The sequence below is a fragment of the Streptomyces sp. CRN 30 genome, assembly GCF_034105845.1.
Genome location: NZ_JAVRHI010000201.1, coordinates 1 through 11,267 on the forward strand (window position 1 = coordinate 1; position 11,267 = coordinate 11,267).

General features: G+C 74.5%; 10 protein-coding genes. 6 read left to right on the forward strand and 4 right to left on the reverse strand.

What is annotated here, in order from left to right:
• The first annotated feature begins 436 nt into the window (after positions 1 to 436).
• From UW392_RS21110 to UW392_RS21120, 3 genes are read left to right on the forward strand one after another with little or no spacing between them, the layout of a single operon-like run.
• Complete coding sequence (locus tag UW392_RS21110) at positions 437 to 1,006, forward strand: helix-turn-helix domain-containing protein (RefSeq protein WP_320776614.1); 570 nt, start codon at positions 437 to 439, stop codon at positions 1,004 to 1,006.
• On the forward strand, positions 1,003 to 1,764 hold the full coding sequence (locus UW392_RS21115) for a helical backbone metal receptor (protein WP_320776615.1): 762 nt from the start codon (positions 1,003 to 1,005) through the stop codon (positions 1,762 to 1,764). The genes UW392_RS21110 and UW392_RS21115 overlap by 4 nt, the downstream gene beginning before the upstream one ends.
• Before the next feature lie 9 nt (positions 1,765 to 1,773).
• Positions 1,774 to 2,712, forward strand: coding sequence for a LysR substrate-binding domain-containing protein (locus UW392_RS21120; protein WP_320776616.1), 939 nt, complete (start codon positions 1,774 to 1,776; stop codon positions 2,710 to 2,712).
• 33 nt (positions 2,713 to 2,745) lie between these two features.
• Here UW392_RS21120 and UW392_RS21125 read toward each other — a convergent pair whose 3' ends face one another.
• The 3 genes from UW392_RS21125 to UW392_RS21135 form a co-directional block, all read right to left on the reverse strand.
• On the reverse strand, positions 2,746 to 3,426 hold the full coding sequence (locus tag UW392_RS21125) for a gamma-glutamyl-gamma-aminobutyrate hydrolase family protein (protein WP_320776617.1): 681 nt from the start codon (positions 3,424 to 3,426) through the stop codon (positions 2,746 to 2,748).
• A gap of 44 nt (positions 3,427 to 3,470) precedes the next feature.
• On the reverse strand, positions 3,471 to 4,919 hold the full coding sequence (gene eat / locus UW392_RS21130) for an ethanolamine permease (protein ID WP_320776618.1): 1,449 nt from the start codon (positions 4,917 to 4,919) through the stop codon (positions 3,471 to 3,473).
• A gap of 128 nt (positions 4,920 to 5,047) precedes the next feature.
• Complete coding sequence (locus UW392_RS21135; protein ID WP_320776619.1) at positions 5,048 to 5,812, reverse strand: FadR/GntR family transcriptional regulator; 765 nt, start codon at positions 5,810 to 5,812, stop codon at positions 5,048 to 5,050.
• An 85-nt stretch (positions 5,813 to 5,897) separates the two neighbouring features.
• On the opposite strand from UW392_RS21135, the gene UW392_RS21140 reads away from it, so the two are divergent.
• From UW392_RS21140 to UW392_RS21150, 3 genes are read left to right on the forward strand one after another with little or no spacing between them, the layout of a single operon-like run.
• Positions 5,898 to 7,262, forward strand: a complete 1,365-nt coding sequence (locus UW392_RS21140; protein ID WP_320776620.1) for a glutamine synthetase family protein — start codon at positions 5,898 to 5,900, stop codon at positions 7,260 to 7,262.
• Between the two features lie 11 nt (positions 7,263 to 7,273).
• Positions 7,274 to 8,653: an aldehyde dehydrogenase family protein gene (locus UW392_RS21145; RefSeq protein WP_320776621.1), complete on the forward strand. Its 1,380-nt coding sequence runs from the start codon at positions 7,274 to 7,276 to the stop codon at positions 8,651 to 8,653.
• A gap of 2 nt (positions 8,654 to 8,655) precedes the next feature.
• Positions 8,656 to 9,438, forward strand: coding sequence for a 3-oxoacyl-ACP reductase (locus UW392_RS21150; protein WP_320776622.1), 783 nt, complete (start codon positions 8,656 to 8,658; stop codon positions 9,436 to 9,438).
• 16 nt (positions 9,439 to 9,454) lie between these two features.
• Here UW392_RS21150 and UW392_RS21155 read toward each other — a convergent pair whose 3' ends face one another.
• Positions 9,455 to 10,657: an amino acid deaminase/aldolase gene (locus UW392_RS21155; protein WP_320776623.1), complete on the reverse strand. Its 1,203-nt coding sequence runs from the start codon at positions 10,655 to 10,657 to the stop codon at positions 9,455 to 9,457.
• Positions 10,658 to 11,267 lie beyond the last annotated feature (610 nt).

Here is an 11,267-nt window from a genome sequence, read left to right on the forward strand (position 1 = left end):
ATGCGCGCGCCGGAGCCCACCCCTCGCGGCATGTCCGGGTCCTGTGCGCCGTGTCCGGGGGCGCCCGGGAGGGCGAGGCCGACCGCAAGGATCCGGACAACCACGAAGCGCTACGCTCCGGGGCACGGTCCCGCTCGGGGCGCCGGCCGGCGTCCGCGCGGGGCACCTCCGGCGGAGCCCGTACGCCCTCCGGGCCCGGCTGCGCCCGCCCGTCGCCGCCTCGGCCCCCGCCGGTGCGCCGGCCGTGCCGGTGGCGGGCAGCCGTCAGACGGCGCGAACCGAGGGGCCGAGGCGTACACAATGTGACGTCGATGTGACGGGCGCATGAAGCGGTTTGCCGAACATGCGTAGGGTGCAGAGAACCCCTCAGGAGGAGCGCGCCCCGGCCGGGACGCGCGGGTGACGAAGGCGACGGGCGAAGGAGGGAGCCGGAGCGATGGGCGACCACAAAGAGCAGCCGCTACGAGTGGGCGCGGCCGTGCGGCGGCGGCGTCGGGCGCTGGCACTCACCCTCGCCGTGGTGGCCGAGCGCAGCGGCCTGTCCGTGCCCTTCCTCAGCCAGGTGGAGAACGACCGGGCGCGACCCAGCACGAGCTCCCTGGACCGGGTGGCCGACGCCCTGCGCACCACCGCCGTGGAGCTCCTCGCCGCGGCCGATCCGGCCTGCAGCGTGGACGTCGTCCGCGCCGAGGCCCCCGAGACGGAGCCCGCGCCCCGGGTGCGCTCCCTGGTGCGCGGTCACCACCAGATGCACGCCTCGGAGTTCACCGGCGACCACGACGCGGGCCGCGAGTTCCAGTACCGCAACGACCAGTTGATGTACGTCGCCGACGGCGCGGTGGAGATCGAGGCCGAGGGCCGCGCCTACCGGCTGGGACGCGGCGACACCCTCTACCTCACCGGCGGGGTGCGGCACCGCTGGCGGGCGACGGTGCCCGACACCCGGCTGGTGGTCGTCGCGGTCGCGGAGCACGTCGAGGCGATCCAGGAGCGGCCGCACCGGTGAGGGTCGTCTCGCTGGTGCCGTCCCTGACGGAGGCGGTGGCGCTCACGGTGCCCGGGGTGCTGGTCGGTGCCACCGACTGGTGCGAGCGGCCCGCCGGGCTCGACGTGACGCGTGTCGGCGGCACCAAGAACCCGGACGTCGGCCGCGTCCTCCGGCTCTCCCCCGATCTGGTGATCGCCAACGAGGAGGAGAACCGCGCACCCGACCTGACCGCCCTGCGGGAGGCCGGTACGGAGCTCCTCGTCACCGAGGTGCGTGACGTTCCGCAGGCCTTCGCCGAACTGGAGCGGGTGCTGCGGGCGTGCGGGGCCGGGGCCGGCCGGACGGGACGGCCGCGCTGGCTGGACGAGGCCGAGGAGGCATGGTCCCGGCTCCCCGTCCCCGAGCGCCGTACGACGGCCGTCGTGCCCGTCTGGCGCCGTCCGTGGATGGTGCTCGGCCGGGACACCTTCGCCGGGGACGTCCTGGCGCGGCTGGGCGTGGACCACCTGTACGCCGGACACCCGGAACGCTATCCGCGCGTGCCGGCCGACGAGCTGCGGGCCGCCGACGCCGACCTCGTCGTCCTGCCCGACGAGCCGTACCGCTTCACGGCCGAGGACGGGCCCGAGGCATTCCCCGGGCTGCCGTGCGCCCTGGTCAGTGGCCGTCACCTCACCTGGTACGGCCCGTCGCTGGCCGAGACGCCCAGGGTGCTGGGCGCGGCCCTGCGCGCGGCTCACCACGGGATCCAGGGGATACCCCCGCACAGCGCATAAGCTGGAGTTATGAGCGAGGCGGAGGGACGAACCGGAGCGGACGCGCGCCTGCCGCGCGGCGGGCTCGCGCACCGGGTGCCGGACCTCGGGGCGCTGGAGCTGCTGCTGGCCGTGGCCCGGCTGGGCTCCCTGGGGCGGGCGGCCCGGGAGGTGGGGGTCAGCCAGCCGGCGGCGAGCAGCCGCATCCGGTCCATGGAGCGGCAGTTGGGCGTGGCCCTCGTCGAGAGGTCCCCGCGCGGCTCGCGGCTCACGGACGCCGGGGCGCTGGTCACCGACTGGGCGCGGCGCGTGGTGGAGGCGGCCGAGGCGTTCGACGCGGGCGCGCAGGCGCTGCGGGACCGCAGGGACTCCCGGCTGCGGGTCGCGGCCAGCATGACGATCGCTGAGTACCTGCTGCCCGGCTGGCTCGTCGCGCTGCGAGTCCAGCGTCCCGACACGGCGGTGTCGCTGCACGCGGGCAACTCGTCGGTGGTCGTGGACCGGCTGCTCGCGGACGAGGCGGACCTGGGGTTCGTGGAGGGGCCGGGCGTGCCACCGGGTCTGGACTCGACGGTCATCGCCCACGACCACCTGATCGTGGTGGCCGCGCCCGGCCATCCATGGGCGCGGCGCCGGCGGCCGGTGGACGCGGCGGAACTGGCGGCGACCCCGCTGGTCCTGCGGGAAGAGGGGTCGGGCACCCGGCAGGTCCTCGACGCGGCGCTGGGCGGCCTCGCCCGCCCGCTGATCGAACTGTCCACGACCACCGCGGTGAAGGCCGCGGCGGTGGGCGGCGCCGGTCCCGCCGTGCTGAGCGAACTGGCCCTCGGCGAGGAGCTCTCGGCCCGCCGCCTGGTGCACGTGCCCGTACGGAACGTCACGCTGCGCCGGGCGCTCCGCGCGGTCTGGCCGGCGGGCCACCGGCCGGCGGGTCCGGCCCGGGACCTGCTGTCACTGACGCGGGGGTAGCGGCGGCGAGGGGCGACGACCGGCGGCGCGGGTTCAGGACGCGGCCCGCACCAGCGCCCGCATCACGCGCGTGTCCTCGCCCATCTCGGGATGCCACTGCACGCCCAGCACCCAGCCGGGACCCGGCAGTTCGACCGCCTCCACGGTGCCGTCCGCCGCGTACGCCGACGGCCGCAGCCCCGCGCCGAGCCGGTCGACCGCCTGGTGGTGGTACGTGGGCACCGAGGCGTCCTCGGGCGCGATCTCCGCGTACCGGGACCCCGGCACGGGCCTGACCACGTGCCGGCCGAAGACGCCCACCTCGGTGACGTGGCCGTCGAGGTGCTGGACCAGCGTGCCGCCGAGGGCGACGTTGAGGAGCTGCATGCCCCGGCAGATGCCCAGGAGGGGCGTGCCGGCGGCCAGCGCGGCGTCGATCAGGGCCAGCTCCCACGCGTCGCGCTCAGGCGCCGGGGGACCGGTGCGCGGGGAGCGTTCGGCGCCGTAGCGGGCGGGGTCGACGTCGGCGCCGCCCGCGATCACCAGACCGTCCAGGCGGGCGACGGCCTCGGCGGCGTACGCCGGGTCGTCCGGCGGCAGCAGCGCGGCGAGCCCGCCCGCCGCCCGGACGAGCCGCGGGTACCCGGCCGGCAGCAGGGCAGCCTCCAGCTCCCAGACGCCCCACCGCGCGGCGGACTCCAGGTACGTGCTCACACCGATCAGCGGCCTCGCCACCTGCTGCTCCTCGTCTCGTCCGATGTCATCAAGGATCGAACGCCTCAGTCCCGCGCCAATTCCGCCTCGGCCGCCGCCAGCGCCGCGAACTCCTCCTCCGGCGCCTTCGCCACCAGGTGCCGGCGGCTGTACAGCCCGAAGTAGGCCACCGCCACCGCGTACACCACCAGCGCGATGACCGCCGCCGTCACGTCCACCAGGAAGGTCGCCACCAGCGCCGCGCAGGCCAGGACCAGGGCGACGGAGGAGGTCAGCGCCCCGCCCGGCGTACGGTACGGGCGCTCCAGGTCCGGTTCGCGGCGCCGCAGCACGATGTGCGACAGGGACATCAGCGCGTAGCTGATCGTGGCGCCGAAGACGGCGACGTTCAGCATGCGCGCGCCGTCACCCGTCCCCGCCGCCAGCGCGAAGCCGATCGTGCCCGGCACCAGCAGCCCCAGGTAGGGCGCCTTGCGGCGGCTGGTGAGGGAGAGGAAGCGGGGGAGATAGCCGGCCCGGGAGAGGGCGAACAGCTGGCGCGAACCCGCGTAGATCAGCGAGAAGAAGGAGGCCACCAGGCCCGCGAGGCCGGCGTAGTTGACGACGCGGCTGAGCGCCGTGGCCTCGCCGTCCGGCTGGAGCGCCTCGACGAGCGGGTTGCCCGCGTCCTGGACGGCGGCCGAGCCGCGCGCACCCGCGGCGGCGAAGAAGGTGACCACGGCGAGGACCACGAGGATGCCCATCGACCAGCGGATCGCCCGCGGCAGCGTACGGGCCGGGTCCCGGGTCTCCTCCGCGGCGAGCGGCACGCCCTCCACGCCCAGGAAGAACCACATGCCGAACGGGAACGCCGCCCAGATGCCCAGCAGCCCCATCGGCAGCCAGGAACTCGCTCCGAACGCGGACGGGTCGACCGGGATGTCGTCCAGCGAGGAGGCGTCGAACTCGGGCAGCGCGCCCACCGCGAAGACCACCAGGGCGGCCACCGCGATACCGGTGACGACGAAGCTGAAGCGCAGCGCCTCGCCCACGCCCCACAGGTGGATGCCGATGAAGACGACGAAACAGGCGAGGTACACCGGCCAGCCGGACTCCAGGCCGAACAGGCCCAGGGACTCCACGTAGTCGCCGATGAAGATCGAGATGGCGGCGGGCGCGAGGACGTACTCGATGAGGATCGCGGTACCGGTCAGGAAGCCGCCCCAGGGGCCGAGCGCCCGGCGCGCGAAGCCGTAGCCGCCGCCCGCCGTGGGCAGGATCGCGGACAGCTCGGCGAGGGCGAACACCATGCAGGCGTACATGGTGCCCATGAGGACCAGCGCGATCGCCAGGCCGCCGAAGCCGCCCTCGGCGAGCCCGAAGTTCCAGCCCGAGTAGTCGCCGGAGACGACGTAGGCGACGCCGAGTCCGGTGAGCAGCACCCAGCCGGCGCTGCCCCGGCGGAGGGTCCTCCGCTGCAGATAGGGGTCCGAGGGCCCGGAAGTGTCCGAGGGCCCGGATGTGTCCGAAGGCATGGCGCGACTCCCGCTCGATGCGCTCAATGGAATGGCTGCATACCTTTGCGGTGCCGCTGGCCGCAACGCAAGACCCGTGCGTTAAACGCGCGTAAACCCGCCTCCCGCACGGCGGCCGGGCGCGGCGCTCACCCCAGGAACCCCCGCAGCAGCGCCGCCGTCCCCCCGCAGTGCTCCCGCATCGTCTCCCGCGCGCCGTCCGCGTCCCCGTCGAGGACCGCCCCGACCAGCGCGGCGTGCTGCCGCTGCGAGTGCTCAAGGTTGCGCACCAGCAGGGGGATGCAGTCGAGCAGGTCGTTCACCTGAGCGCGGACGGCCGCGTACTGGGCGGTGAGCGTCGGCGACCCCGACAGCTCGGCGAGCGTGAGGTGCAGCAGCGTGTCCGCGCGCCGGTACTCCGTCAGCGGCGCGTCGCGCGTGCTCCGCAGCGCGTCCCGCAGCCGGGCGGCCCCCTTGGCGTCCAGCCCGTGCGCCGCGCACAGCCCGGCCGCGCCCGCCTCCAGCACCTCGCGGAAGCGCAGCACGTCCTCCAGATCCACCTGCTCCACCCGGCGGCGCAGCTCGTCCTCACCGGGCGCCTGCGCGCGCGGCAGCACGAACGTGCCCCCGTACCGCCCCCGCCGCGCCTCCACCAGCCCCTGGTCGTGCAGCACCCTGAGCACCTCGCGCAGCGTCACCCGGCTGACGCCGAGACGGTGCGCCAGGTCCCGCTCGGCGGGCAGCCGTCCGCCCGCGGGGACCAGGCCGAGCCGCACGACCTGGAGGACCTGCTCCAGCGCCTCCTCGAAGCCGTTGCCGGCGCGCACCGGCCGCAGCACCGGCGCCAGCCGGTCGTCCGCGCGGCCGTCCGGGGCGTGCGGGGCGTCCGAGGAGTCCGCATCCGGCTTCGGCATCTCGCCGTGCCCCCTTCCCAAGCAATGGTTCTCCGCAATACCTTATGGCCCTTGGTCCTCGGCCGGCCGAAGGAGGCCCTTCCCCGTGGCAGACCGCACACCCCCGCTCACCGTCGAGGAACTGCACGCCCTCGTCGCGGGAGGCGAGATCGACACCGTCGTGCTGGCCTTCCCCGACATGCAGGGACGGCTCCAGGGCAAGCGGTTCGCCGCGCGGTTCTTCCTCGACGAGGTGCTGGAGCACGGCACCGAGGGCTGCAACTACCTCCTCGCCGTCGACACCGAGATGAACACCGTCGACGGTTACGCCATGTCCTCCTGGGAGCGCGGCTACGGCGACTTCGCCCTGTACCCGGACCTGACCACGTTGCGCCGCACCCCCTGGCACGAGGGCACGGCCCTGCTGGTCGCCGACCTCAACTGGAGCGACGGGTCGCCGGTGGTGGCCGCGCCCCGGCAGATACTGCGCCGCCAGCTCGACCGGCTGGCGGCCCTCGGGTACACCGCCATGGCCGCCACCGAACTGGAGTTCATCGTCTTCAAGGACACCTACGAGCGGGCCTGGGACGCGAACTACCGGGGCCTGACCCCGGCCAACCAGTACAACGTCGACTACTCGGTGCTGGGCACCGGCCGCGTCGAGCCCCTGCTGCGCCGCATCCGCAACGAGATGGCGGGCGCCGGGCTGACGGTGGAGTCCGCGAAGGGCGAGTGCAACCCCGGGCAGCACGAGATCGCCTTCCGGTACGACGAGGCCCTGGTCACCTGCGACCAGCACGCCGTCTACAAGACCGGCGCCAAGGAGATCGCGGCCCAGGAGGGCGTCTCGCTCACCTTCATGGCCAAGTTCAACGAGCGCGAGGGCAACTCCTGCCACATCCACCTCTCGCTGGCGGACCTGGAGGGGAACAGCGTCATGGCCGACGGCGACGGCCACGACATGTCACCCGTCATGCGCCACTTCCTGGCCGGCCAGCTCGCCGCGCTCCGCGACTTCTCCCTCCTCTACGCGCCGGGCATCAACTCGTACAAGCGGTTCCAGCCGGGTTCCTTCGCGCCGACCGCCGTCGCCTGGGGACACGACAACCGCACCTGCGCCCTGCGGGTGGTCGGCCACGGCCGCTCGCTCAGGTTCGAGAACCGGCTCCCCGGCGGGGACGTCAACCCCTACCTCGCCGTCGCCGGGCTCGTCGCGGCCGGGCTGTACGGCATCGAACACGAACTGGAACTGCCGGACCCGTGCGCGGGCAACGCGTACGCGGGGGAGTACGAGCACGTGCCCACCACCCTGCGCGAGGCCGCCGAGCTGTGGGAGAACAGCCCGATCGCCGAGGCCGCCTTCGGCGACGAGGTGGTCGCGCACTACCGCAACATGGCGCGGGTCGAACTGGCCGCCTTCGACGCCGCGGTGACCGACTGGGAGCTGCGCCGCTCCTTCGAACGCATGTGAGGTCGCGTCAAGTGTCGTACGAGCACGAGCTCCAGGTACTGAACCCGGCGACCGAGGAGGTCGTCTCCACCGTCCCGGCCGCGTCCCGCGAGGACGTCGGCGCGGCGGTGGCACGGGCCGCGAAGGCGCAGCTCACGTGGGCCGCGCTCGCCCCCGGCGACCGCGCCCGGCTGCTGCGCCGCTTCGCCGCGGCCGTGGACGGCCACGTCGAGGAGCTGGCCCGGCTCGAGGTCCGCGAGGCCGGGCACACCCTCGGCAACGCCCGCTGGGAGGCGGGCAACGTCCGCGACCTGCTCGACTACGCGGCCGGGGGAGTGGAGCGCCTCACCGGCCGCCAGATCCCCGTCCCCGGCGGCCTCGACGTCACCTTCCTGGAACCCCTCGGCGTGGTGGGCGTCATCGCGCCCTGGAACTTCCCGATGCCCATCGCCGCCTGGGGCGCCGCCCCCGCGCTCGCGGCCGGCAACGCGGTCCTCCTGAAGCCCGCCGAGACCACCCCGCTGACCGCCCTGCGCCTCGCCGAACTCGCCCTGGAGGCGGGCCTGCCCGAGCACCTCTTCCAGGTGCTGCCGGGGGAGGGACCGGTCGCGGGCGACGCGCTCGTCGAGCACCCGGGCGTCGCGAAGATCGTCTTCACCGGGTCGACGGCCGTGGGCCGCCAGGTGCTGGCCAAGGGCTCGGCGCACCTCAAGCGCGTCACCCTCGAACTCGGCGGCAAGAGCCCCAACATCGTCTTCGCCGACGCCGACCTGGAGGCCGCCGCCACGAGCGCGCCGATGTCCTTCCTCGACAACGCGGGCCAGGACTGCTGCGCCCGCACCCGCATCCTCGTCCAGCGTTCCGTGTACGACGACTTCCTCGCCCTCCTCGCGCCCGCGGTCGAGTCCGTCCGCGTGGGCGACCCGGCCGACGAGGGCACCGACATGGGCCCGCTGATCTCCGCGGCCCAGCTCGCGCGCGTACGGTCGTACGTCGCGCCGGACGCCGAGGGCATCCGTGGCAAGGCCCCCGAGGGACCGGGCTTCTGGTTCCCGCCCACCGTCCTCACCGGGGTCGAGCCCCGCGCGCGCGTGGCCGTCGAGGAGGTCTTCGGGCCGGTCGCCGTCGTGCTGCCGTTCGAGGACGAGGCGGACGCGGTCCGGCTCGCCGACGACACCCCGTACGGCCTCTCCGGATCGATCTGGACCCGGGACGTCGGCCGCGCGCTGCGCGTCTCGCGGGCCGTCCGCGCGGGCAACCTGTCCGTCAACTCCCACTCCAGCGTCCGCTACTGGACCCCCTTCGGCGGCTTCAAGCAGTCGGGCGTCGGCCGTGAGCTCGGCCCGGACGCCCTCGCCGCCTTCACCGAGACCAAGAACGTCTTCATCAGCACAGAGGGGCCCGCACAGTGACCGTGACCGAAGGAAGCGTCTGCCGCCGTCTCGTGGGCCGTACGGCCGTGATCACCGGTGCCGGCAGCGGCATCGGCCTCGCCACCGCGCGCCGCCTCGCCTCCGAGGGCGCCCACGTCGTCTGCGGCGACATCGACGAGGAAGCGGGCAAGGCGGCCGCGGCTGAGGTCGGCGGCCTCTTCGCACGGGTGGACGTCACCGACGCCGACCAGGTCGAGGCGCTGTTCCGGGCGGCGTACGACACGTACGGCAGCGTCGACGTCGCCTTCAACAACGCGGGCATCTCGCCCCCCGACGACGACTCCATCCTGACCACCGGTCTGGAGGCGTGGAAGCGCGTCCAGGAGGTCAACCTGACCTCCGTCTACCTGTGCTGCAAGGCCGCCCTGCCCTACATGCGGCGCCAGGGCAGGGGATCGATCATCAACACGGCCTCGTTCGTCGCCCGCATGGGCGCGGCGACCTCGCAGATCTCCTACACGGCCTCCAAGGGCGGTGTCCTCGCGATGTCGCGCGAGCTGGGCGTGCAGTTCGCCCGCGAGGGCATCCGCGTCAACGCCCTGTGCCCGGGGCCGGTCGACACGCCCCTCCTCCGGGAACTGTTCGCCAAGGACCCGGAGCGGGCCGCGCGCCGGCTGGTGCACATCCCGCTCGGCCGGTTCGCCCGCGCGGAGGAGATCGCCGCCGCGGTCGCGTTCCTCGCGAGCGACGACTCCTCCTTCGTGAACGCCACCGACTTCCTGGTGGACGGCGGGATCTCGGGCGCGTACGTCACACCGCTGTAGCGCCGCCGCGACCGGTCTACAGGAAGGTCCTCCCCTCACCGCGGTACGTCGGCACGGTCGCCGTCACCTCGTCGCCCGACACCAGGTGCAGCGCGTCGAACCGCTCGCACAGCTCACCGGCCTTGGCGTGCCGGAACCACACCTTGTCGCCGAGGAGCAGGTCGTCCGCGGGCGACCCCAGGAGCGGCGTCTGCACCTCGCCGGCGCCCTCCTGCGGGTCGTACCGCAGCCCTTCGGGGAGGTACGGCACGGGCAGCCGGTCACGGCCCGCGGCGCCCGAGGCCGGGTAGCCGCCACCGAGCACGGTGACGACCCCGACGCCCGGCCTGCGCACGACGGGCTGGGCGAACAGTGCCGCCGGACGGCCGCGGAACGAGGTGTAGTCGTCGAACAGCCGCGGCACGTACAGCCCCGACCCGGCCGCGATCTCGGTCACCGCGGCCTCCGCGGCGGTGTGCTGCACGCTGCCGGTGCCGCCGCCGTTGACGAACTCCAGGTCCGGCGCCACGGCCCGGACGGCGCGCACCACCTCGGCGCGCCGCTGGGCGATCTCCTTCTTCGCCACGGCCTGCATCAGCCGGATCGCCCGCGAGCGCAGCGGCCGCCCGGCGAGCGCGTCGCCGACCCCGGCGATCTGCGCCTCGTACGCCATCACCCCGACCAGCCGGAACCCGGGCCGCCGCTGGACCGCCCGGGCCAGCTCGGCGACCTGGGCGGGGGAGTGCAGCGGGGAGCGCCGGGCGCCCACCCGCACGCGCCCGCCGAGCAGCCTCAGGGACGTGTCCAGCTCCAGGCAGACGCGTACGGTCTCCCGGCCGCCCTGCCGTGCGTCGTCGATGAGCCGGAGCTGGGCCGGGTCGTCGACCATGACGGTGACGGCGGCGGCCAGTTTCGGGTCGCCGGCCAGTTCGGCGTAGCCCGCGCGGTCCGTGGACGGATAGGCGAGCAGAACGTCGTCGAAGCCGGAACGGGCGAGCCACAGGGACTCGGCGAGGGTGTACGACATGATGCCCGCGAAACCCTCACGGGCGAGGACGCGTTCGAGGAGGGCCCGGCAGCGCACGGACTTGCTGGCCACCCGGATCGGCTTGCCGCCGGCCCTTCGGCGCAGGTCTTCGGCGTTCGCGTCGAAGGCTTCCAGATCGACGATCGCGCAGGGCGCGTCGAGGTGTGCGGTCGCCCGGTCATAACGGGCGCGGTCAAGGGCACGGCCGGTCATGAACGAAGCCTGCCAGACCGATTTACCGCAGGGTAGGGGGATGTTCCGGGCAGATGCCCCGGGCGAGCGGACTGGTTCCCTCCAGGACCGTGTCAACCCGTAAAGTGACGCGAGCGCGGGGGACGACTCCCGGCCGGGATGGTGACGCGCCGCCACGGGTACGGATGCCCGGGGCGGGCGGCGGGCGCCCCGGGCGGACCGGCCCCCGGACGCGACGGACGCTCTCCACGGGCGGTCGAACGCCCCGACGATCATCCGGGGCGACCCGGGCAACGAGGAAACGGGGGGTGCATGGGTACGGAAGCACGCCGTGCCTCCATCCCGCCACGCCCTCCGGTGCCCCCGGAGGGGACCGATCCGCGCGTCCCCGCCGGACCGGCCGACCCTGAGGGCCTCCCCGCGGACACCGTTCCGACGACGGGTGCACCGCCGCCGTCGCGACCGGTCCGGACCCCGGCGGCGAGGAGCCCGTACACGGGCGGCCCTCCGTACCAGCCGCCCCATCCGCCCGCGGCCGGAGTGCCGCACCCACCGACCCACCCGCCCGCGAGCGGCGCCCCCGTCCCTCCTCCGCGCCCCGCCCGCGCGCCCGGCGCCCACATCTCGGGCC

What these genes read in the sequence shown, in the direction of transcription:
- UW392_RS21135 (WP_320776619.1), bottom strand. Translation starts at nt 5,812, where the DNA reads ATGCCGAAGCCGGATGCGGACTCCTCGGACGCCCCGCACGCCCCGGAC.
- eat (WP_320776618.1), bottom strand. Translation starts at nt 4,919, where the DNA reads ATGCCTTCGGACACATCCGGGCCCTCGGACACTTCCGGGCCCTCGGAC.
- UW392_RS21120 (WP_320776616.1), top strand. Translation starts at nt 1,774, where the DNA reads ATGAGCGAGGCGGAGGGACGAACCGGAGCGGACGCGCGCCTGCCGCGC.
- UW392_RS21155 (WP_320776623.1), bottom strand. Translation starts at nt 10,657, where the DNA reads ATGACCGGCCGTGCCCTTGACCGCGCCCGTTATGACCGGGCGACCGCA.
- UW392_RS21110 (WP_320776614.1), top strand. Translation starts at nt 437, where the DNA reads ATGGGCGACCACAAAGAGCAGCCGCTACGAGTGGGCGCGGCCGTGCGG.